Here is a 23235-nt window from a genome sequence, read left to right as displayed (position 1 = left end):
GCGACGGCCGCACCGCCGTACGCTGAAGCCGGGCGCGGGTGTGACCTGGGTTACGTTCCCGTGTGCCCGGAGGTGAAGCGGGCAGGTGCAGGCCGAGCCGGTGCGACGGAGCGCCGCGCTGGACCGGCGAGGGACACCGTGTTCACGGACCGCGTTCGGCACGCTCATGGGGCACCTTCCGCAGGAGGGAGCCCGGGTGGGCGAGTTGATCAGAACGTTGGGTTCGGTGTCTCACGATGTGGTGGTAGCGGGGCGGATTCCGCCCGCTCGTTAGACTGAGCCGACCGCAGTACCCCCATTTCCGGGGGTCCGGGAGGGACTCCCTCCCGCAGAGACAGTTGCGAGGAGCGCACGTGGGCCTTGTCGTGCAGAAGTACGGCGGCTCATCCGTTGCGGATGCCGAGGGCATCAAGCGCGTTGCCAAGCGAATCGTCGAGGCCAAGAAGAACGGCAACCAGGTTGTCGTGGTGGTCTCGGCGATGGGCGACACGACGGACGAGCTGATCGATCTCGCGCAGGAAGTGTCCCCGATCCCGTCGGGGCGCGAGTTCGACATGCTGCTGACCGCCGGAGAGCGGATCTCCATGGCCCTGCTGGCGATGGCGATCAAAAACCTCGGCCATGAGGCGCAGTCCTTCACCGGCAGCCAGGCCGGTGTGATCACCGACTCCGTGCACAACAAGGCACGGATCATCGATGTCACGCCCGGCCGCATCAAGGCGTCGATCGACGAGGGCAACATCGCCATCGTCGCCGGATTCCAGGGCGTGTCCCAGGACAAGAAGGACATCACGACGCTGGGGCGCGGCGGTTCGGACACCACCGCGGTGGCGCTGGCCGCCGCCCTGGACGCCGATGTCTGTGAGATCTACACCGACGTGGACGGTGTCTTCACCGCCGACCCGCGGGTCGTGAAGAAGGCCCGGAAGATCGACTGGATCTCCTTCGAGGACATGCTGGAGCTGGCCAGCTCCGGCTCCAAGGTGCTGCTGCACCGCTGCGTCGAGTACGCACGCCGTTACAACATCCCGATCCACGTCCGCTCGTCCTTCTCGGGGCTGAAGGGCACGTGGGTCAGCAACGAACCGCAAGGGGACAGGCCGATGGAGCAGGCAATCATCTCGGGCGTCGCGCACGACACCTCCGAGGCGAAGGTCACGGTCGTCGGGGTCCCGGACAAGCCGGGCGAGGCCGCGCGGATCTTCCGTGCCATCGCCGACTCCGAGGTCAACATCGACATGGTCGTCCAGAACGTGTCGGCGGCCTCCACCGGGCTGACGGACATCTCCTTCACGCTGCCGAAGGCGGAGGGCCGCAAGGCCGTCGCGGCGCTGGAGAAGACCCGCGCCGCGGTCGGCTTCGACTCGCTCCGCTACGACGACCAGATCGCCAAGATCTCGCTGGTCGGCGCCGGCATGAAGACCAACCCCGGCGTGACCGCGGCGTTCTTCGAGGCGCTGTCGAACGCGGGCGTGAACATCGAGCTCATCTCGACCTCCGAGATCCGCATCTCGGTCGTCACCCGTGCCGATGACGTCAACGAGGCCGTCCAGGCGGTGCACAGCGCCTTCGGCCTCGACAGCGAGAGCGACGAGGCGATCGTCTACGGCGGCACGGGACGATGATCCCGGCCGAGGCGGGCCGCCCGTCCCTCGCCGACACGGCTGGGGCGGGGGCCCGCCCGGCCGCCAAGCCGCACCTCGCGGTCGTCGGCGCCACCGGTGCCGTCGGCCGCGTCCTGCTCGGGATCCTCTCCGAGCGGGCCGACGTCTGGGGCGAGATCCGGCTGATCGCCTCCGCCCGTTCGGCCGGCCGCAAGCTGACCGTGCGCGGCGAGGAGGTCGAGGTCGTCGCGCTGAGCGAGGACGCCTTCGACGGCATCGACGTCGCGATGTTCGACCTGCCGGACGAGGTCGCCGCGCAGTGGGTGCCGGTCGCGGTGTCCAAGGGCGCGGTCGTGGTGGACAATTCGGGCGCGTTCCGGGGAGATCCGGACGTGCCGCTGGTCGTCCCCGAGGTCAACGGGTGCGCGGCGCGGATGCGCCCCCGCGGGATCATCGCCAACCCGAACTGCACCACCCTGTCGATGATCGTCGCGCTCGGCGCGCTGCACGCCGAGTACGGGCTGAGCGAACTGGTCGTCTCCTCGTACCAGGCCGCGTCCGGGGTCGGGCAGGCCGGCGCCGAGACGCTGCGGGCGCAACTCTCGGCCGTGTCCGGTACGGAACTGGGCGCCGCGCCCGGCGACGTCCGGCGGGCGATCGGCGACACCCTGGGGCCGTTCCCCGCCCCGCTCGCCCTCAACGTCGTGCCGTGGGCCGGGTCGCTCCAGGCGGACGGCTGGTCCTCGGAGGAACTGAAGATCCGCGACGAGTCCCGGAAGGTCCTGGGGCTGCCCGAACTCCCGGTCACCGCGACCTGCGTACGGGTGCCGGTGCTCACCACGCACTCGATGGCCGTGCACGCCCGCTTCGAGAACGAGGTCACGGTCGCCGGCGCGCACGAGATCCTGGCGGCCGCGCCCGGAGTCGTCCTGTTCGACGACCCGGCGGCGGGCGAGTACCCGACCCCGTCGGACGTGGTCGGGACGGACCCCACGTGGGTGGGGCGGGTGCGGCGCTCGCTGGACGATCCGCGGGCGCTGGAGCTGTTCGTGTGCGGGGACAACTTGCGCAAGGGCGCGGCCCTGAACGCGGCGCAGATCGGGGAGTTGGTGGTGGGGGAGTTGCGGGGGTAGGGCGGGCCGGGGTTGCCGGGTGGTGGTCGTCTGCCGGGTGATGGTCTGCCGGGTGGCGTTCTGCGGTTGTTTTCGTGGATTTGTCCGCTGCTGTCCCTATTGCTTTCTCTGTTCCTGCTCCTGTTCCTGTTTCTGTTTCTTCTCCTGCTCCTGTTCCGTTGTGCGTGCGCTCGGCGCTCCCGGGGGCTTCGGGCGCTGATCTTCGTGCGGGGGTGCGGTAGTTGGCGGGAGTGGCTGCGGTGGGGTGGCCGCCTGCGACATAATTTGTGGGACGTGTGAAGATTTCGTGTATGAGGTGCTGGTCCGAGCCACTTGATCTGGGCTGATGTTCTGTTCGATCATTCGCTTCCCGCGAGGCTGCAACCGCCGGCCGGTGGGTGGCGTCTTTCCGGGTCACCTCTCGGGGTGGTCCGCGGTCTTCGTGGGCCGCTTCCGGGGCCCTGGGGTGGCGGGGCGACTGTGCCGACACAGTCGCATCAGGGCAATTGGGGCATTTGGGAAGAGCTGGTGCGCATGAGGGCATTCGACGCATCGCCACAAGCGGTGCCTTGCGCGTACAACCCTTTTGGGGGGAAGCGTGTCCAACAAGCGTGGCAGAGGTACTCGGATTCACCATCGCCCCGGCGGGAGCGGCAGGCGCGGCAGTGCGCCCGCAGCACCCACGGGTATCCGGGGGCATGCCGGTGATCGCCCCCTGGTCCGCCGCGCGCCCCGCGCAGCTCTCGACGCAGCGTGGGGACACTGACGACGCGATGGCAGCCGGCACCACACTGGCCTACCTGCGGCAGACGGTCGTCAACCTCTCGCGCTCCGCGCTGCGTCGGCGCATCCTCGGGCTGAAGCTGCTCTCCAAGCCCATGCCCGACATGGCGAGCGCCGAGGAGGGCGCGTACGACCTGCTGGAGCGGGATCAGCTCATCAAGGCCATGCGCGGGCTGCAACGGCGTCAGCGCGAGGTGCTGGTGCTCCGCTACTTCGCCGATATGACGGAGGCTCAGGTCGCCGAGACGCTGGGCATATCGCTCGGCTCGGTCAAGGCGTACGGCTCGCGGGGGATAGCGGCGCTCCGCGTTGCCATGGAGGCTCCGGCGTGAGTGCGGCAGGACCCGACCGGGAGAACACCGGGCACGACGGGCACGACGGGTACGACTGGGACTGGCGCGAGGGCGACGGCCGGGACGGCGGGGACGGCTGGGACAGCCGGGGGAAGAAGACCGGTCGGCGGGCCGGCGGCCGGTCCGACGGCGACGGCTTCGCGGGTGACGACTTCGCCGGTGGCCGTTTCGGCGGCGATGGCTTCGGCGGCGACCGGTTGATCGTCGACGACGCTTTCGGGCGCGGTGGTGAAGGCTTCGGCGGTGAGGACGAGTTGCGGCGGCTGTTGCAGTCCCGCGTCGTCGACCTGGAGCCCGCGCCGGACGCCCTGGAGCGGTTGCGGCAGGCGGTCCCGGCCCGTCGTCAGCGGCGGCGCCATGCCGTGGTGGGCGCGGCCGCCGCGCTGCTGCTCGGCGGTACGGCGATCCCGGCGATGGTCCACGTGGCGAGCCTCAGCGACGGCCCCGGCGACCGTCCGGCCAACGCCGCCAGCAGCCGGGACGCCGAGCACGACACCAGCGGCACGCGCGGCGAAGGCACCGAGAAGGCCAGCACCCGGCCGACCGGCGGGGGCGGTGGGAAGCCCACCGCTGACCGGCCGGCGGACAAGGCGGGCAAGGACGCCGAGAAGCCCGGTGCGGGCCTGCCCGGCGCCGGCGCCGGCACACCCGCACCGGACACGACGATGGACGTCACCTCACCGGTCTGTGGGCGCGATCAGCTCGGCAAGGGCACCGGAACGGTCCGCCCGGCCGACGCGTCGGGCCGGGTCTACGGCGCGTTCCGGGTGGTGAACACGTCCGATTCCGCTTGCTCCGTGGAGGGCGGCGGGACCGTCGACCTCACCCCGCAGGGCTCCACCAAGGCGGACAAGATCCATGTCGTCGACCACACCTCGGGTGACGACGCCACCGGGCTGCCGGACCCGGCGACCACCCCGGACCAACTGGTGCTGAAGCCGGGGCAGGCGTACGAGGTCAAGTTCGCCTGGATCCCGGCGGCCGGCGGTGGCACGACCGGATGCGTCAGCCCCGGACCGTCGCCGACGCCCGACCCGTCCAAGGCGCCGGGGGACTCGCCGGCCGCCGCGGCGGCGACGACGAGCGGCAGCGGCACCGGCGGCCAGGCCGGCGGCGGTGACGGCTCCGGTGACGGCGGGGCGGCGGCCGGCGGCGTGCTCCTGACCCATACGCCGGAGGCGGGTCCGCCCACCGCGGCCGACACCAAGATCCCCGACGCCTGTGCGGGCACGGTGTACCGCACGGCACCGCTGGCCGCACCGTAGGCCGAGCGGTGCCCCTGCCCGAGGACGGGGCCCTGCGGCGCGCTCCCCGGAGAACGGGCGGTGCCGCGCCCGAAGACGTGATGGCGCCATGGCCGTCCGGAGACCTGATGGCGCCTCGGCCGCATGGCAGACCTGACGGGGCTTCGGCGACCCGGCAGACCTGGTGATGCCGTGGTCGTGCGGCTGGCCTGATGATGCCATGGTCGTGCGGCTGGCCTGATGACGGATCGTTCGCCAGGAGCACCTGACGGAGCCTCGGCTGCCGGGGAGTAACTCCGTCCGGGGAGCAACCCGGAGAGCTGCCTGGGGCGAAGGGGCACCTGAGGGGTCGGAGGCTTCACCTGGGGAACCAGAAGGGGCCCTTGTCCGTTCGGTACGGGCGCGGGGTGGTGCGGTGCGGCATGCGCGGAGGGCGGTCGGTATGGACGAGGGACGGCTGTCGGGCACCGGGCCCGGAACGGCAACCGCCCAGGTCCCGGGGCCGGAACCGCGGCGGGGAGGGGGCGGTGCGGCCGCGCGGCGCGGGCCCCGTACCGTTGGTGGGGTGTACCGGTTCCTGCTGACCCCGCGGTGGTGGGGAATCAACGTCTTCGCCGTGCTGGCGATCCCCTTCTGCATCTTCATGGGCAGCTGGCAGCTGAGCCGCTTCGACGCCCGGGTCGCCTCACACCACCAGCAGGAGAACCGAACCGCCGACGCCAAGGCCGCGGCTCCCCGGCCGTTGCAGAGCCTGCTGCCGGTCGACCAGGTCACCTCCGGCCGCCAGGCCAGCGCCCGTGGCCGCTTCGACGCCACGCACCAACTACTGGTCCCGGGCCGCACCCTCCAGGGCAAGAACGGCGACCAGCAGGGCTTCTACGTCCTGACCCTGCTGCGTACGGACGGGGGCAAGGCCCTCCCGGTCGTCCGCGGCTGGCTGCCCGGCGACGCGAACGCCACGGCCGACACCGCGAAGGTGCCCGCGCCGCCCACCGGGGAGGTCACCGTGGTCGGCGCGCTGCAGGCGTCCGAGAACGAGGGCACGGCCGGGGTCCGGGCGGGCGGCGGTCTGCCGAAGGGGCAGCTCGGCATGATCAGCGCGGCGTCGCTGGTCAACATCGTGCCGTACGGCGTCTACGACGCCTGGATCACGCTCACCGAACCGCCCGCCCCGCTGCGCGCCGTCCCGCCGGCCGCCGTGGAGGGCACCGGCCTGGACATGAAGGCGTTCCAGAACCTCGGGTACACCGGCGAATGGTTCGTCTTCGCGGGTTTTGTCGTCTTCATGTGGTTCCGTCTGGTCCGTCGCGAGGCCGAGGCCGCCAAGGACGCCGCCCTGGGCATCCTCCCTGAGGAGCTTGAGGGGTCCGTGGGGCCTGAGGGGTCCGTGGGGGCGGCGGCCGAGGAGGGCGCGAGCGGCGAGGGCGCGACCGGAACCGAAGTCACGGCCAGCAGGTAGGGGGCTCCCCCGGGGGGCTTCCCCTCCCCCCCCGCCCCACCCGCCCCCACCTCCCCCGCAGCGTCGCTACTCGACCTTCTCGCTCGACTCGGACTCCGTGGCCCCCGCGCTCGTCAGGTGGCGGTGGGCGAAGTCCAGCTCCAGGCGGACCTGCTTGATGCGCTCCTCCACGACGAGCGAGCCGTGGCCGGCGTCGTAGCGGTAGACCTCGTGGGGGTGGCCGCGCTTCTCCAGGCGCTGGACGTAGTTCTCCACCTGCTGGATCGGGCAGCGCGGGTCGTTGACGCCGGCGGAGATGTAGACGGGGGCCCGCACCGCGTCGACATACGTCAGCGGGGAGGACGCCTCGAAGCGCTCGGGGACCTCCTCCGGCGTCCCGCCCAGGAGGGTGCGGTCCATGGCCTTCAGGGCTTCCATCTCGTCGTGGTACGCCGTGACGTAGTCCGCCACCGGGACCGCGGCCAGCCCGAGCGCCCAGGCGTCCGGCTGGGTGCCCAGGCCCAGCAGGGTCAGATAGCCGCCCCACGAGCCGCCGGCGAGCACCAGTCGCTGCGGATCCGCGAGACCGGAGGCGATCGCCCACTCCCGCACCGCGGCGATGTCCTCCAGCTCGATCAGGCCGACGCGGTGCTTGAGCGCGTCCGTCCAGGCGCGGCCGTAGCCGGTCGAGCCCCGGTAGTTGACGCGGACGACCGCGAAGCCGTGATCGACCCAGGCCGCCGGCGACGAGGCGAAGGCGTCGCTGTCGTGCCAGGTCGGGCCGCCGTGGATTTCGAAGACGGTGGGGAAGGGCCCCGCGCCGGGCGGCTGCTGCACCAGGGCGTGGATGCGGCCGCCGGGGCCGTCCACCCAGGCGTCCGTCACGGGGACTGATCCGGGGGCCTTCATACCGGGCGGGTCCAGGACCACCGTGCCGGCCGTCGAGCGCACCTCCGGCGGCTGGGCGGCGGACGACCACAGGAACTCCACCGTCCCGTCGGGGCGGGCGGTGGCGCCCGAGACCGTGCCCGCGGGGGTCTCGACCCGGGTGAGGGGAGCGCCCTGGGCGTCCGCGCCGGCCGGTGGCGTGGCCAGCTCATAGCGCCACAGTTCGCTGCGGGCCTGGTACTCGTGCTCCACCAGCAGGGCCGAGCCGTCCGGGTACCAGTCGGCGCCCACGTCGCCGGGCAGGTCGATCTCCAGTGCGGTCTCCCCGCCCGTCAGCGGGTCCCAGATCATCGGCTCCCAGCGGCCCCGCCGCTGATGCCCCACCAGGAGTCGGCTGTCGCCGTCCACCGGCGCGAAACCCATCACCGACAGGCCCAGTTCCTCGGTGCCGCCGTTGGTGTCGTCCAACTCGGCGACCGTCGTGCCGTCCGGCCGCACGACGCGGATGGCGGAGTGCATCGCGTCGCCGTGCTCGGTGTGCTCGATGGCGATCAGCGATCCGTCGTGGGAGAGGTCGCCGACGCCGGCCGACTCGCGGTGCCGGTAGATCTCCACCGGCGGCTGGCCGGGCCGTGCGACGTGGACCGTCGAGCCGTCCTCGTCGGTGGAGCAGCCGACCACCACGGTGCCGTCCCGGCTGATGGCCAGCCCGCCCGGGTAGGAGGGGGCGAGCCCCGGTACGGCCGGTTCGTCCGGGCCGCCGGCGAAGGGCTGCCGCATCCAGACGCCGAACTCGTCCCCGTCGGTGTCCGAGAACCACCAGACCCACTCGCCGTCCGGCGACAGCGTCCCGTCCGTGGTGCCGTGCGGGCGGTCCGTGGCCTGCCGCTGGGTGCCGGTCGCGCGGTCCCAGGTGTAGAGCTCGAAGGTGCCGGTGGCGTTCGAGACGAACAGGGAGCGGTCCGGGGCGTACTCGGCCCATTCCGGCAGCCCGATCCGCGGGGCGCGGAAGCGCTTCTCCCAGTCCGGCATGGTGGCGGTCGGGTCCGCCGTTCCCTTCGTGGCGTCGGTGGAATGGGGGAGGGCGGGGGACGGATCGGCGGGGGTGCGGCCGGGGCCTGTGGTCTCGTCAGTCATGGGGCCATTCTGCGCCCGGCGGGGAAATTTCCGTTGGCGAGGCCGAAGGGCTGTGGATAACTTCGGGCTATGCGAGAACAGACGGGTCCCGACGGCTGGCGTGAGGCGAATCGCGCGAGGTGGGACGAGCGCGTCGCCCTCCACACCGCGAGCGATTATTACGACCAGGACGAATTCCGGCGGACCCGGGATGTGATCCGCGACTTCGAGGCGGCGGAGGTCGGCGACGTCACCGGCCGGAGCCTGCTCCATCTTCAGTGTCACTTCGGCCAGGACACGCTGTCGTGGGCGTACCGCGGCGCCGCCCGGGTCGTCGGACTCGACTTCTCCGAACCGGCGATCGAGACGGCCCGCGATCTGGCCGCCGAATTCGGCTACGGCCCGGATCGTGCGGCCTTCGTCGCCGCCGACGTCTACGACGCCGCCGAAGCGGTGCCCGACGCCGCGTACGACATCGTCTACACCGGCATAGGGGCGGTGAACTGGCTCCCGGACCTGGTCGGTTGGGCCGAGACGGTCGCGTCGCTGGTGGCGCCCGGCGGATTCCTCTATCTCGCCGAATTCCACCCGCTGGGCGATGTGTTGGACGACAGGACCGGCTCGCAGGTCGCCCACGACTATTTCCGCACCGAGGCGTGGGACGAGGAAGCCCCCGGCAGCTATACGGACTTCGAGGCGCGGACGGTCCACAACAGGAGCGTCGAATGGCAGCATTCCCTGGGGGATGTGGTCAGTGCGGTGGTCGGGGCCGGGTTGCGCCTTGAGTTCCTGCACGAGCACGACATGACGCTTTTCCAGCGTTTCGGTGTGCTGCGGCGGGGCGCGGACGGTTACTACCGTTTCCCGGACGACCGGCCCCGCATCCCGCTCATGTATTCCCTGAAGGCGAGCAAGCCGGTTTGAGGAGGGGCGGGTCCGTCCGTCGGGCCCGCCGTGGGGGCGTCGCGTCCGGCCCGTTAATGTGGCGGACTGCCCGGCCGGTTCGGGCCGGGCATTGTCGACAACGGGGGTTTTCCGTGCGGGTACGCACACGGATGGCCGGTGCCGCGGGTGCGGGCGTGCTCATGCTGCTGGCCGTGGGATGCGGGGGAGCGCCGAGCAGAACGCCGCAGGCGGAGGCGTCCGCCGGCGTGCTGCCCGCCGCGCCGCAGCCGATGGAGTCCGCGTCCCGCGCCGGCACCTGGACCGGTTCCGACCACAAGGCGCATCCGCTGCGGCTCAAGCCCACCCGCCTGGCCCTCGGCCACCCCGCGGACCTCGCGCACATCCGGTTGGACGACAATCTCAAGGGGCTCGCTCCGTACTACCTCACCGTCTCCTACACCAACACCGGCAAGGGGCCGCTGAGCGGGCTGTATCCGGAGCGGAACTTCTCCGTCAACGGGGTGGACGGCCGGGCCGGCGAGCAGGTCTCGCTGTTCCGCACCAACCCGCTGGCCACCGGCAACGGTCTGCCGCCCGAGTGTCAGGAGTCCGGCAAGGACACGTTGGCGGCCGGCGAGACCACGTCGTTCTGCCAGATCTTCATGCTCCCCAAGGGGCTGAAGCCGGGGAACGTCTCCTACAAGGACGACGGCGGCGACACCCTGATCTGGCAGATCGGCGGTGCCCGGCAGGGCGCGCCCGGGGTGCTGCCCCCGCACCAGCCCACCGACGCGGTCACCACGGACAGCGACCGTCACACGGCGACCGTCCTGGCCACGCCCAAGAGCGTCCGCACCGGTTCCCTGGACGATCTGAGCCGCTTCGACCTGAAGGCGGACCAGAAGAAGCTCGTCCCGTATTACGTGACGGTGGAGTACCGGAACACCGGTCAGTACGAGCTCTACCCGGGCCTCAACGACAACCTGACGCTGACCGGCGTCAGTGGCCAGCAGGCACGGAAGATGATCCTGCTGGACATCGGCGGCCCCGGTGTTCCCCAGTGCCCCGAAGCGGTCCCCCACAAGATGGTCAAGCCGGGTGCCTCGGTGGCCGAGTGCACCATCCACATGCTGCCGAAGGGCGACCCGCCGGCCTCGCTGACCTTCCAGGGCGACGGTGACGGCGCGCGCCCGGTCACCTGGCGGGCGGTGGCGGACGACGGGGAGTAGGAGCGGCGCCCGGGCGCCGGGGCCGGGCCGGGGCCGCCGGCGCCCGGTCGGCTACTCCGCGGGCCCGGCCCCTCGCCGCGCCAGCAGCGGCCCGAAGTCCGGGTCGCGTCCCAGCACCGCGCGGAACGCCGCCATGGGGTCGACGCTGTTGCCCCGGCTGAGGAGTTCCCGGCGGAAGATCTCGCCGCTCTCGCGGACCGTCCGGCCGTTCTCGCGGAACCAGCGCACGGTGTCCGCGTCCAGTACTTCCGCCCAGCGGTACCCGTAGTACCCGGCCGCGTAGCCGCCGCCGAAGACATGGGCGAAGTAGCCGGTCCGGTAGCGGGGCGGGATCGCCGGGTGGGCCAGTCCGTGGCGTGCCAGCGCGGCCGCCTCGAACGCCTCGACGCCGTCCGGGGTGGGCAGTTCGTCGGCGGGCACCGTGTGCCAGGTCCAGTCCAGGACGGCGGCGGCCAGGTGCTCGACGCTGTCGAAACCCTCGCCGAATCGTTCCGCCTCCCGCAGCCTGGCCGGCAGTTCGGGCGGCATCGGCTCCCCGGTGCGGTGGTGCCGGGCGTAACGGGCCAGGACCTCGGGCCACTCCGCCCACATCTCGTTCACCTGCGAGGGGAACTCGACGAAGTCGCGCGGCACTTCGGTGCCGGCCAGCAGCGGATAGCGGACGTCGGAGAACAGCCCGTGCAGCGCGTGCCCGAACTCGTGGAAGAGCGTGGTGACCTCGCTCCAGTTCAGGAGCACCGGTTCGCCCGCCGCCGGCTTGGCGATGTTCAGGTTGTTGACCACCACGGGCCGCTGCCCCAACAGGTGCGACTGCGTGACCAGTTCGTTCATCCAGGCACCGCCGCGCTTGGATTCCCGGGCGTGGAAGTCGCCGACATACAGGCCGAGGGGGCTGCCGTCGGCGTTGTGCACCTCGAAGACCCGGGCGTCCGGGTGGTAGGCGACCAGATCGGGGCGCTCGGCGAAGGTGATCCCGTACACCAGGGTCGCGGCGTGGAAGACGCCGTCCCGCAGGACGGCCTCCAGCTCCAGGTAGGGGCGCAGCGCCGCCGCGTCGAGGTCGAACCGCTGCCGGCGCACCCGCTCGGCGTAGAACTGCCAGTCGGCCGCGCCGACCTCCGCGACGCCGGCGGCCTCCGCCAGCGCCGCGCCCTCCCGCTCGGCGTGGACCAGGGCCGGGCCGATCAGCTTCCCGAACATCTCCGCCACGGCGTCGGTCGTCCCCGCGGTCTGGTCGGCGACCTGCCAGGACGCGTGGCTGGAGTGCCCGAGGAGGGCGGCGCGCTCGGCCCGCAACCGGGCCACGGCGATCGCGACGGACCCGTTGGCGGCCCTGCCCCGCCCCATGGAGGCGGTCAGCAGCCGCTCCCGCAGGGCGGGGTCCTCCAGCGCGGCGAGCTGCGGCTGGTTGGTGAAGTTCAGCAGGCTCAGTGCGAAGCGGCCGTCGTGCCCCAGCGCCCGGGCGTTCTCGGCGGCCGTGGCGATCTCGTCGTCGGGCAGTCCGGCCAGTTCCTCGGCGCGGTCCACCACCAGCGCGGCCGCCGCGTTGTCGGCCCGCAGATTCCGCCGGAAGTCGGTGCACAGGGTGGCGATCTCGGCGTTCAACTCCCGCAGCCGGCGCTGCTGCTCGGGGGCCAGCCGCGCCCCGGCCCGCACCCGCGCCGCGTGGTGGCGCTCCAGCAGCCGCAACTGCTCACCGTCCAGCCCGAGTCCGGCCCGCGCCTCGTGCAGCGTCTCCAGACGGGCGAACAGGGCGGGATCGAGCAGCACGGCGTCCTCGTGGGCGGCCAGCCGCGGCACGATCTCCGCCTCCAGCTCCTGCGTGGCCTCGTCGGTGTCCGCGTTGGCCTTGTTGAAGAACACCGCGGACACCCGCCGCAGCACCGCGCCGCTGCGCTCCAGCGCCGCCACGGTGTTCTCGAACGTCGGCGGATCGGAGTCGGCCCCGACGGCGGCCACTTCGGCCAGCTGCTCGGCGATGCCCCGTTCGAAGGCGGGCCGGAAGTGCTCGTGCCGGATACGGGCGAAGGGCGGTAGCCCGTAGGGAAGTTCACTGGCCGAGAAGAACGGGTTCGACGTCGCGGGCCGCCGGTCCGTGTCCGGGGCCGTCGCGGACCCCGTACCCGTCACCGGCTCCGAAGCCGTCGCTGCACTCGGACGCGTCTCGGAACTCTTCGCAGAAGTCACGGGGACCGACCCTACGCGGGCCACCGGCCGGCGGTCCGGTGCTTTGTCAGGACCATGCGCGGCCTTCGCGCGCGGCCGGCGCGCGGCCATTTTCGTGCCCGCATGAGAGAACAGAACGCCCGATCGCTGGCGACGGGGGATGCACCAGCGATCGGGCTGTGCCCCAGCCTAGCAAGGCTGTCCCCGCGGCGGGAGTCAACTGCCGAATTCAAGTGCGGAGTTGTGACCGGTCTCACCCGGCGTCACCGCCGCGGGGGCCCCGGCGCCGGCCGGCGGCGCCCCGCCTGGCACTTCGCGCCGGCGCCGATCGTCGGGCCCCTCGCCCTCGTCACTCGCTGCACGGCGGCGCGTAGGAGAGCTGGGGCAGGTACTCATGCCACTTCTCCGGCGTCAGCACGCCCCGCGTGGTCGAACAGATACGACGCACGGCGGTGTCGGTGTCCAGGTTCCACAGCCGGACGGTACCGGCGCCGCTCGCCACGCCGAGCATGCGGCTCTGAGGGCTGAACGCCAGGAAGCTGCCCGCCTTGGCGCGCGGGCTCGTCGACTGCCCGATGGCGCTGGCCCGGGACGGGTCCGCGACGTTCCAGAACCGGACCGTGTTGTCGCTGCCGCCGCTGGCCAGCGTCCGGCCGCTCTCGTTGAACGTCAGCGACACCACCGCCTCGGTGTGGCCCGTGAGGGGGGACCCCAACCGGGTCACCCGGCTGGGGTCGGCGAGGTTCCAGAGCCGGACGGTGTCGTCGTCGCTGCCGCTGGCCAACGTGCGGCCGTCCGGGCTGAAGGCGAGCACCCCGACCGGGCCCAGGTGCCCCGTCAGGGGCTTGCCGAGCGGCGTGGCGTGCCGCGGGTCGGCGGTGTTCCACAGCCGCATGGTGGCGTCCGCGCTGCCGCTGACGAGCGTGCGGCCGTCGGGGGCGAAGGCGAGGGCGTTGACGTAGCCCTGGTGGCCGGTGAGCGGCGTGCCGAGCGGGACGACACGGGAGGGGTCGGTGACGTTCCACAGCTGGATGGTGCGGTCGTCCATGGCGGTCGCCAGCGTGCGGCCGTTCGGGCTGAACGCCATGGCCTGGGAGCCCGCGTAGCGCGTCCGCAGCATGATGGGCGGACCGTAGGAGACCGGCCGGGTCGGGTCGGTGACGTTCCACAGGTACACCTTCCGGTGCGCCGTGTGCATGGCGAGGACGCGGCCGTCGGGGGAGAACTTCAGGGCGCGGTCGGCGCCGTCCCGCGGCATGAAGGGTGCGCTGAGCGGCACCGGGCGGTCGGGGTTCGCCACGTTCCACAGCCGGACCCGGCCGTCCCGGGCGGACGTGGCGAGCACCCGTCCGTCCGGACGGAACGCGCCGAACCGGCCGACCATGTCCGTCGTCGGGATCGACCACAGCCGCGCCTTGCCGTCGCCGCTCCCCGTCGCGAGGGTGCGCCCGTCGGGGCTGAAGCCCACGGCGTACATCTCACCGCTGCCGCCGGCGAGGGACTCGCCGACCTGTGAGGGGTACTCCGGGTCGCTGACGTTCCACAGCGTCGCCGTGCTGTCCGCGCTGCCCGCGGCGAGCATGTTGCCGTCGGGGCTGAACGCCACGGACCACAGGGGCCCGGTGTGGCCGGTGAGCGGCTCGCCGATCGGCTTCGCCTGCCGCGGGTCGGCCACGTCCCACAGCCGGATGGTGTTGTCCGCGCTGCCGCTGGCGAGGGTGTGGCCGTCGGGGCTGAACGCCACCGAGTGCACCGTGGCGGAGTGGCCGGTCAGCACCGTGTCGATCGGCTCCGGGTGTTGGCGATCGGCCATGTCCCACAGCCGGATCGTGGCGTCGTCGCCACCGGCCGCCAGCGTCCGCCCGTCGGGGCTGAACGCCACCGAGCGCACCGCGGCCGAGTGGCCGGTCAGGGCGCCCAGCGGCCTCGGCCGGCCCGGGGCGGCCATGTCCCACAGGCGCACGGTGTGGTCCTCGGTGGCGGACGCCAGCGTCTTCCCGTCCGGGCTGAAGGCGAGCAGGTAGATCGTGCCGTCATGGCCGGTCGACGGGGTGCCCAGCGCGCGCGGGTGGGCGGGGTCCCGCACGTCCCACAGCCGGAACGTGCCGTCGTCCGACGCGCTGGCCAGGGTGTGCCCGTCCGGGCTGAAGACGGCGGTGCTCACCCAGCTCGTGTGGCCGGTGAGGGGCTCGCCCAGGGGACGGGGGCGCGCCCGGTCCGACACGTCCCACAGCCGGACGGTCCGGTCGTAGCTGGCGGTGGCCAGGACCCGCCCGTTCGGGCTGAACGAGGTGAGGTAGACGGCGCCGGTGTGGCCCAGCAGGGGCGTGGCCAGCGGGGCGTTCACGATCGAGATGAGCCGGTTGGTCGTGCCCTTGTCGCCGGGCCGCAGACGGTGCGCCACCAGATCGAGCTGGGCCGACAGGGACGGATCGGCGTCCTGGGCGCGATCGGCCTCGGCGAGCACCTGCTGGAAGACGGTGTCGTCCCGCTGCTGCCACGCCACCACCGCGGAACCGACGGCCAGCATCGCCATGACCACCAGCGCCGCCACCGCGCCGCGGCTGAGCCAGACGATGCGCTTGCGCAGCCGGACCGAGGCGGCCAGGAACTCCACCGCGCTGCGGGTCAGCGAGGTGTCGCCGGCGGACCGCGCCCAGGTACGGGCCTGCTCCAGACGGGAGCCCCGGTACAGCAGCGACGGGTCGCGGTCCGAGCCCTCCCAGGCCCGACCGTCCTCCTCCAGCCGCTGGCGCAGCAGATTGCCGTTGCGGTCCTCGTCGATCCAGTCGCGCAGCCGCGGCCAGGCGTGCAGCAGCGCCTCGTGGGTGATCTCCACGGCGTCCGCGTCGAGCGTCACCAGGCGGGCGTGCACCAGCGCCTCCAGCGACTCCTCCGTCTTGCCGGGGTCGGTCGACTCCTCCGACAGCTGGCGCCGGGTCCCGCGCCGGCGGGTGGCCTGGGTGTCCTCGCCCAGCCGCACCAGCCGCAGGAGCAGCAGCCGCGCGGCGGTGCGCCCCGTCGGGTCGAGGCCGCTCCAGGCCCGCTCGGCGGTCGCCGCCACCGCGCCCTGGATCCCGCCCGCCGCGCGGTAGCCGGCCAGCGTCAGCCGTCCCGCCTTCCGCCGCTGCCAGGTGGCGAGCAGGGCGTGCGAGAGCAGCGGCAGCACGCCCGCGTCGTGCGCCCCGCCGGGGCCGTCGGCGCTGACCTCCCGGACGATCAGCTCGGCCAGGCCCGGTTCGAGCTCCAGCCCCACCGCCTTGGCCGGGCCGGTCACCGCCTCGCGCAGCTCCGTCGTGGTCAGCGGCCCGAGCACCATGTGCCGGTGCTGCAGCGCGTCGGCCAGTTCGGTGTGGCCCAGGCACTGTTCGTAGAAGTCGGCGCGTATGCCGATGATGACGAGGACGGGGGCCGGGGCGTCCGCGTCGGCGGACGGGGGTCCTCCCTGTTCGAGCGAAGCGGAGAACGTGGGGGAGGGCGTACACGCCGCGTGCAGGAGCTGGATGAAGGTGCGTCTGGCCGTCTCGTCGGAGCAGAGGGTGAACGCCTCCTCGAACTGGTCCACGATCACGACCGGACGCGCGGCGGCGGAGGTCCCCTCGCGGCGGGCCCACGCCGCGACGGCCTCTTGTACCGCGCGCGCGAACCGCGGGGTACCGGGCCGGCGCTCGGCCGATCCGTCCTCGGCGGCGAGGACGGCGGCGAGCTCGGGGATCTTGCCGGTCAGCTCCCCGAGCGGATCGCCGCCCGGTACGAGCTGCAGCACGACCCGCTCCCGGCCGTCCCCGTCGCCCGGTGCGCCGCCGCGCAGCGCGGGCACCAGGCCGGCGCTCAACAAGGAGGACTTCCCCGCCCCCGAGGCGCCCACGAGCATGATCAGGCCGCCGGTGTCCTCCGCCGCGCGGAGCTGGGCGACGAGCGCCTCGGTGCTCCGCTCCCGGCCGAAGAACCACCGGGCGTCCTGCTGGCGATACGGGGCGAGCCCCCGGTACGGGCACACACCGGTGACGGTCGGGGCGTCGGCCGCGGGCCGCTCCTCCGCCTGCGCGGCGGGCGCGGCGCGGTCGCCGACCGGGTCCGCGACCGCGCGCTCCCAGAGGCGCTGCCACTGCGCCAGGTCGTACAGACCGGCGGACACCGGTGTCGACCGCAGGCGCCGGGCCTGGGGGATGAGGATGTGCAGCACGGCCGCGAGGGCGGCGAACTGCGCCGGCACGTTCTTGGCCCGTCGCCAGTCGCTGATCCGCTGGACGGAGACCCGCACGGGCCGCCCTCGCTCGTCGACCCGCTGGAGTCGGACAACCCCCTCGGCCACCTTCTTGAGGGGCGGGTTGCCGGCCTCCTTGTACAGCAAGGCGAGACGTTCGGCGAAGGCTGTGCGTGCCCCTGAGTCGGAACTCAAGGTTCTACCCCTTACTTCCCCCGCACCTGGACATCCGGACCGGAAAACCAACCTTAACTGGCTGACCTGCGGTTAAGCCCTCGGCTCGATACCGGAACCTCCTCGGGGGAAGCCACAGCTGGCAGGATCACGACGCAACGGCACACCAACCGGTACTACCCGGACGCGGGACGGGCCACCGGATCCGCGGGCGAGCAATCGCATCCCTCCGCATTCTCCCGGCCATCGGCCGCCGGAGCCGCGGGCCGGTGGTGACGGGCCCGGCGCACGAGCGCCGGTCACCCGAGAAGCCGAGGTCCTCGCCGGACCACCACGTCGACCACGGGTCCGGCTGTTCCCGGATCCGCGCCGGTACGGGGGGCGCGGATCGACGCCGCCCGCGCCATGCGGCACCGGTCCCCACGAGGGGAGGGACCGGCGCCGCATGGCGCGGGCGGCCGGACACGCTCAGCCGGAGCGCGCGGAGCGGACGTGCCGCGCCAGCCCGTTCAGGTTTCGGTGTCGGCCCGCTCATCGTTGAGGAACCCCCGAACGAAACCGGCTTTAGCGGCAATTGCCGCACTGTTGGCGATGGGGGGCAGCGGCCCGACCAGCGGAACCCCGCCGTCCAGCAGTCATCCCCCCCGCAGTGGTCGACCACCTGAACCGCCTCCGCTCCCGCTCGGCAGGACCGGGCGAGCCGCACCCGGTGACAGGGAAGGCGCGCGGGTGCTCACGGGTCAGGATGCCAGGCTCTTGCGGCGCGCTCGGAACGTGTAGGTCGTTCCGTCCTCTCCGGTCGCACTTCCCCGGCCACCGCTGCCCGCGATGCCCCGGCCGCGCTGCTCTCGCATCTGGTCTGCGAAACGTGCGCATGTCCTGGACGGCGCATCCGCGAGCTATGACAGAAACTGGCCATGCGAACTATGACTGTCTGCTGCTGGCAGTGCAGTTTTTCCTCGGCTGTGGCAAAGGGATCAACGGTACCCGCAATGGCCGAGCGTCGCGTGCCAGGCTGGCTCCGCTGCCCTGGGTCGGCCTGTGGGCAGTGTTTTCCGTCCCGCTGCCCGCTCGGGTTGCCCTCGGACTGCGCAGCCGCGGTTTCTCCGGCACCCGTCCTCCGAGATGAGACGGTTGCTTGCGTGCGCTCATGACTCCGGAGATGCCCAGCGGGCCGAGCGGGAAAGACGTCATGCCCTGGCCCCGCGATCTCACCCGGCACGCCTGGCGTGCCGCGCCGCGAACCGTCCCCGACGGTTGTGCGGTGCGGTTCGGCCAGGCGTGGTTGGTACCCGGCTCGTGCCTGCGGAGCCCGGGTGGTGGCCGAGGAGGTCGACGTATTTCCGCTCGAATACGGGCGAGCGCCGATCCTGAATATCTCATGCCGCAGCTACAGAAATGGCCACTGGCGCGGTAGGGGTTTTTTACGCTCTCGAAAACTTCGGGATCATCTGCCGCGCATGGCCACCAGTACCGTGCTACCTTCGATCTCAGTTGCAGTTGTGGTTCCCAAGACTTCAAGCGTGCTCGCCGTCGTACACGGCGGAACGCTTTCGTATTGCCGGTGTTTATCCCCGGACGGGCAATCAACGCAGCGATACGGAGCTCGCACGGTGCGGGTTCCGGGCACTGCCCCGAAGGAGATATGACATGGCTACTGGCACCGTGAAGTGGTTCAACGCGGAAAAGGGTTTCGGCTTCATCGAGCAGGAGGGCGGCGGCGCCGACGTCTTCGCCCACTACTCGAACATCGCCGCCCAGGGCTTCCGCGAGCTGCAGGAAGGCCAGAAGGTGAGCTTCGACGTCACGCAGGGCCAGAAGGGCCCGCAGGCCGAGAACATCGTTCCCGCCTGACGCTGACGCTGACGCGTAACGCTGTAGCTGGGGCCCGCACCTTGGGTGCGGGCCCCAGCTCGTTGCTTTTCGGTGTTTCCCGCGTGTCCCACAACGGCCGCACACGTGGCGTGCGGGCAGCCAGTTGCTCTTCTTTGCGGCGTTGCCGGTCCCGTTTCGGCGTGCAGGGTCGACATATTTCCGCCCCGCTTCATTCCCTCTCATTTCATCGGTTCGTTCTTGCGATTCTCTGTGTGCGGCTCATCGCCGCCGGGACTTCCTCGACGCACCGCATCGAGGAAGGTTCTCCATGAACCGCACAGCTCGCACGAATGACCGCTACTCCCGCTCCGCCCGCTCGTCCGGCTCAGGCCGCGGCGGCTACCGCTCCGGTCGGCCGAACCGCTCGGGCACGGGTGGTTCCGGGGGCCCCGGACGGCGTCCCGCGACACCGCAGGGAGAGTTCGCCCTGCCCGTCACCCATACTCCCGCCCTGCCCCCGGCCGAGGCTTTCGCCGAGCTGGACATGCCGTCGCAGCTGCTGGCGGCCCTCAGCGCGGAAGGTGTGTCCGCCCCGTTCCCCATCCAGGCCGCCACGCTGCCGAACTCGCTGGCCGGGCGCGATGTTCTCGGCCGCGGTCGCACCGGATCGGGCAAGACGCTGGCCTTCGGTCTGGCCCTGCTGGCCCGTACCGCCGGGCAGCGCGCGGAGCCCCGCCAGCCGCTGGCACTGGTCCTGGTCCCGACCCGGGAACTGGCCCAGCAGGTCACCGACGCCCTCGCCCCCTATGGCCGGTCGCTCAAGCTGCGGCTGGCCACCGTCGTCGGCGGAATGTCGATCGGCCGCCAGTCCAGCGCACTGCGCGGCGGGGTCGAGGTGGTCGTCGCCACGCCGGGACGGCTCAAGGACCTCATCGAGCGCGGTGACTGCAGGCTGAACCAGGTCGCTGTCACCGTGCTGGACGAGGCGGACCAGATGGCCGACATGGGCTTCATGCCCCAGGTCACCGCGCTGCTCGACCAGGTTCGGCCCGAGGGGCAGCGGATGCTCTTCTCGGCCACCCTGGACCGCAACGTCGACCTCCTGGTCCGGCGCTACCTGACGGACCCGGTGGTCCACTCCGTCGATCCTTCGGCGGGCGCGGTCACGACGATGGAGCACCACGTGCTGCACGTCCACGGCGCCGACAAGCACGCCACCACCACCGAGATCGCCGCCCGCGAAGGTCGGTCGATCATGTTCCTGGATACCAAGCACGCCGTGGACAACCTCACCGAACACCTGCTGAACAGCGGTGTCCGCGCCGCGGCCCTGCACGGTGGCAAGTCCCAGTCCCAGCGCACCCGCACCCTGGCCCAGTTCAAGACCGGCCATGTCACCGTCCTGGTGGCCACCAACGTCGCCGCCCGCGGCATCCACGTCGACAACCTCGATCTCGTCGTCAACGTCGACCCGCCCAGCGACCACAAGGACTACCTGCACCGCGGTGGCCGTACCGCGCGCGCCGGCGAGTCCGGCAGCGTCGTCACCCTCGTCCTGCCCAACCAGCGCCGCACCATGAACCGCCTGATGGCGGACGCGGGCATCACCCCGCAGACCACCCAGGTCCGCTCCGGCGAGGCCGAACTGAGCCGCATCACCGGTGCCCGGGCACCCTCCGGCACCCCGGTCACCATCGCCGCACCAGTTGTCGAACGTGCCAAGCGCAGCGGCTCCTCCACGCGAGGCCGCCGCAGCCGCCCCGCCCAGGCCCGTCGTGCCGCCGGATCAGCCCGTACCGGGACACCGGCTGCGCGGCAGACCACCTAGGCCGGTCAGGACGATCACGTTCGGCTTGTCGGATCACCATCGTCACGGAGGCTTTCGTTGATGCTCCAGAGCTACCCCCAGGGGGACTTCCCCGGCAAGGCAGCCGGCGACGTCATGTCGTCGCCGGGACCACAGGTCGGCGACGACATGATCGTCGACGTGGCCCTGTCCGTCCTCATCGGGGCCGGTGCCGACCATCTCCTCGTCCGTGACGAGGACGGGCGGTGTACGGGCCTGATCACCCGTTCCCAGATGACAGACCATCACCAAGGCTCCTGGTACACCGAGGAGACCCGGTTGCGGGACCTCGTCTACGACCGTGGGCCCTTCACTTCGCCCGTGATGTCTGCACACGACGCGGAACGCGCCATGCGTCAACGCGCGCTGTGGGCCTCACCCGTGATCGGTGAGGACGGGCACGCCCTGGGCGTCGTCGTCCTCACCCGTTGATCCCTCTCCGTTCGGGCCGGCGATCCGTTTCCGGCTTCTCTTCGACCTTGTGGAGGCACGATGCGCGTCGTCATCGCCCGCTTTCCTTTCGAGCTGCTCAAGACCGAGGTGCAGGATGCGATGAAGGGCGTCGAAGCCGAACCCGTCACGGGTGAGTCCGTGCTCATCGGTCGCCGCCATTACCCCGTCAAGCAGGTCGGGGAGATCATCACCCGGCAGGATCGCCGTGACTTCTCCGCCTGCGAAGTGACCCGAGCCCTGAGCCGCCTCGGCTTCGTGTGCCGCCCGGCTGCCGCGCTCGTGCCACCGACCGGTCTCACACCACTGGAGACGGCGTCCGCCTTGCTGGGGCACCCGGCCCGAGCCTGACCGGACCGCTGTGGGCGAAGAACCCGCCCCGCAGCTGCCAACTCAGCGGTCGGAAGAGCCCAAGGCTCCTCCTTCCAGGCGCCGGCATGCCCTGTGGCGAAGCGTCACATACCGCCCGTCTCGGGAAGACCGGGACTTCCCTGCGGGGGCCGCGTGGCATGGGAATGCAGATACGTAGGGGGCTCGTTCCGGTTCGGCAAGTGAGGTGCCTCGTCGGCCGGTGAGAAGAGAGCGGAAAGCGGACGAAGCCGTTCCGACTCCATCCTGCCGGCGATGTTGTGACAGTCCATGCCCGACAATGCGGGCCCGGCGGTACGAGGCCGACCTGCTCCCCTATCGGGAGCTTTGGTGGCAGTCCGTGGCGCCGCGCCACTCGATCAGGAGGAGAGTCGCATCGTCCGTGGTGATTCCGCCCCGTTCCCGCATGAGGGTGTGGGAGAGGGAGCGGACTGCCGTCCGCACTTCCGTCCCGGTGCGCGCGATGCGGTCCACCCAGTCGATGAGCTGTTCTTCGCCGAACTCCTCCCCGCCGGTTTCGTGCTCCTCGATCAACCCGTCCGTGAAGCACAGGACGCGGTCGCTCGGCTCCAGGGCCAGCTCGCTGATCAGGGGTTCCTGGCCACCGAAACCGACCGGCAGGGTGGTCGGGCTGTGGAGCCGCCGGATGACGTGCTCGCCGCGGATGAGCATGGGCGCGGGATGTCCCGCGTTGACCCACTGGAGGTGTCCGGTCACGGTGTTGAGCCGCATCATCTGAGCGGTCACGAAGTGGTCGGGTCCGAACTGGCCGGCGATCGCCCGGTCCATGAACGCGTAGATCTCGGAGATTCCGATGCTGATGCGCCGGGCGTGCCGGTAGGCGCCGATGGCCACCGTGGCCATCGTGGCGGCATCGAGACCGTGGCCCATCGCGTCGACGACGGCCACGTGCAGGACGTCGCCGTTGAGGGCGTAGTCGAAGCTGTCGCCCGCGACGTCGTACGCGGGCTCCAGCATCCCGGCCACCGAGACCCGGGGCACGGACATCGCCAGCGGCGGCAGGACCGACCACTGGATCTCCGCGGCGACGCTCATCGGTTCCCTGCGCCGGACCCGGAAGAACAGATCGGTGTAGCCGTGCTTGGTCACCAGCATGTCGGCCGCCAGGGCGGTGATCCTGCGCAGCAGCCGCCGGTCGTCGTCGTCGACGCTGTCCAGGGTGACGGCCATGACGCCGACGTGGTCCCCGCCGTCCAGCAGCGGCAGGTAGACCCGCACGCCGTCGGCCTGCTCCACCTCGACGCGACGCCCGTCCAGGAAGGCCCGGCCGGCGTCGGAATCGTCGATCGGCTGCGGCTCACCGGTCACCAGCCCCTCGCCGGGCACCGGCACCAGCACCAGCTGTCCGTAGTCCTGCAGCAGGATGCCGATCTCGCGGCCACCGAGCCTGCCCACCACTTCCGCGACCAGCGGACCGAGCAGATGCGGCGGGGACTCGTGCCCCCGGTCCAACAAGGTCCCCAGAAGTTGTTCCGCGAACGCTTCCGACCGGCCCGGGCCCCCTGTCCGGGGCCGGCGTTCACCTCCGGCCATCG

General features: G+C 71.8%; 15 protein-coding genes. 11 read left to right on the top strand and 4 right to left on the bottom strand.

Annotated features, from left to right (window positions below):
• Window positions 1–353: 353 nt before the first annotated feature.
• From SNOUR_RS18935 to SNOUR_RS18915, 5 genes are all read left to right on the top strand, one after another.
• Window positions 354–1625 carry an aspartate kinase gene (locus SNOUR_RS18935; RefSeq protein WP_067348678.1) on the top strand — a complete coding sequence of 424 codons (1272 nt, stop codon included), beginning with the start codon at window positions 354–356 and terminating at the stop codon, window positions 1623–1625.
• Complete coding sequence (locus SNOUR_RS18930) at window positions 1622–2737, top strand: aspartate-semialdehyde dehydrogenase (protein WP_067348676.1); 1116 nt, start codon at window positions 1622–1624, stop codon at window positions 2735–2737. Before SNOUR_RS18935 ends, SNOUR_RS18930 begins: the two co-directional genes overlap by 4 nt.
• 590 nt (window positions 2738–3327) lie before the next feature.
• A complete protein-coding gene (locus SNOUR_RS18925) occupies window positions 3328–3831 on the top strand; it encodes a SigE family RNA polymerase sigma factor (protein WP_376738526.1) in 504 nt (167 codons plus the stop codon).
• Entirely contained in the window at window positions 3828–5117 is a 1290-nt protein-coding gene (locus SNOUR_RS18920; protein WP_312632754.1) for a DUF4232 domain-containing protein, read from the top strand. The genes SNOUR_RS18925 and SNOUR_RS18920 overlap by 4 nt, the downstream gene beginning before the upstream one ends.
• 544 nt (window positions 5118–5661) lie before the next feature.
• Window positions 5662–6555 (top strand): SURF1 family protein, encoded by an 894-nt coding sequence (locus SNOUR_RS18915; RefSeq protein WP_067348671.1) that lies wholly within the window; start codon window positions 5662–5664, stop codon window positions 6553–6555.
• Between the two features lie 66 nt (window positions 6556–6621).
• Here the strand turns inward: SNOUR_RS18915 and SNOUR_RS18910 are convergent, their stop codons facing one another.
• On the bottom strand, window positions 6622–8454 hold the full coding sequence (locus SNOUR_RS18910; protein WP_067358489.1) for a S9 family peptidase: 1833 nt from the start codon (window positions 8452–8454) through the stop codon (window positions 6622–6624).
• A gap of 174 nt (window positions 8455–8628) precedes the next feature.
• Between SNOUR_RS18910 and SNOUR_RS18905 the strand changes: the two genes are divergently transcribed.
• Together SNOUR_RS18905 and SNOUR_RS18900 are read left to right on the top strand one after the other, a co-directional pair.
• Window positions 8629–9462: a class I SAM-dependent methyltransferase gene (locus SNOUR_RS18905; RefSeq protein WP_067348668.1), complete on the top strand. Its 834-nt coding sequence runs from the start codon at window positions 8629–8631 to the stop codon at window positions 9460–9462.
• A 113-nt stretch (window positions 9463–9575) separates the two neighbouring features.
• Window positions 9576–10652, top strand: a complete 1077-nt coding sequence (locus SNOUR_RS18900; protein WP_312632753.1) for a hypothetical protein — start codon at window positions 9576–9578, stop codon at window positions 10650–10652.
• A 51-nt stretch (window positions 10653–10703) separates the two neighbouring features.
• On the opposite strand, the gene SNOUR_RS18895 is transcribed toward SNOUR_RS18900, so the two are convergent.
• Both SNOUR_RS18895 and SNOUR_RS18890 read right to left on the bottom strand, forming a co-directional pair.
• Window positions 10704–12782, bottom strand: a complete 2079-nt coding sequence (locus SNOUR_RS18895) for a M3 family metallopeptidase (protein ID WP_079142765.1) — start codon at window positions 12780–12782, stop codon at window positions 10704–10706.
• A gap of 385 nt (window positions 12783–13167) precedes the next feature.
• The gene (locus tag SNOUR_RS18890) at window positions 13168–17220 is read right to left on the bottom strand and encodes an nSTAND1 domain-containing NTPase (RefSeq protein ID WP_067348662.1); all 4053 of its coding nucleotides are present in this window, start codon (window positions 17218–17220) and stop codon (window positions 13168–13170) included.
• A 1629-nt stretch (window positions 17221–18849) separates the two neighbouring features.
• On the opposite strand from SNOUR_RS18890, the gene SNOUR_RS18885 reads away from it, so the two are divergent.
• From SNOUR_RS18885 to SNOUR_RS18870, 4 genes are all read left to right on the top strand, one after another.
• Window positions 18850–19053: a cold-shock protein gene (locus SNOUR_RS18885; protein WP_030809828.1), complete on the top strand. Its 204-nt coding sequence runs from the start codon at window positions 18850–18852 to the stop codon at window positions 19051–19053.
• A gap of 289 nt (window positions 19054–19342) precedes the next feature.
• The gene (locus SNOUR_RS18880) at window positions 19343–20842 is read left to right on the top strand and encodes a DEAD/DEAH box helicase (RefSeq protein WP_067348659.1); all 1500 of its coding nucleotides are present in this window, start codon (window positions 19343–19345) and stop codon (window positions 20840–20842) included.
• A 60-nt stretch (window positions 20843–20902) separates the two neighbouring features.
• Window positions 20903–21292 (top strand): CBS domain-containing protein, encoded by a 390-nt coding sequence (locus SNOUR_RS18875; RefSeq protein WP_067348656.1) that lies wholly within the window; start codon window positions 20903–20905, stop codon window positions 21290–21292.
• Between the two features lie 60 nt (window positions 21293–21352).
• Window positions 21353–21661: an SCO5918 family protein gene (locus SNOUR_RS18870; protein WP_067348654.1), complete on the top strand. Its 309-nt coding sequence runs from the start codon at window positions 21353–21355 to the stop codon at window positions 21659–21661.
• Window positions 21662–21994: 333 nt separating this feature from the next.
• On the opposite strand, the gene SNOUR_RS18865 is transcribed toward SNOUR_RS18870, so the two are convergent.
• Window positions 21995–23233, bottom strand: a complete 1239-nt coding sequence (locus tag SNOUR_RS18865) for a PP2C family protein-serine/threonine phosphatase (protein WP_067348651.1) — start codon at window positions 23231–23233, stop codon at window positions 21995–21997.
• Between the last annotated feature and the right edge of the window lie 2 nt (window positions 23234–23235).

The sequence above is a fragment of the Streptomyces noursei ATCC 11455 genome, from assembly GCF_001704275.1.
Classification (GTDB): domain Bacteria; phylum Actinomycetota; class Actinomycetes; order Streptomycetales; family Streptomycetaceae; genus Streptomyces; species Streptomyces noursei.
The sequence above is the reverse complement of the archived record's forward strand: the minus strand, read 5'-3'. Positions and strand labels throughout refer to the sequence as shown.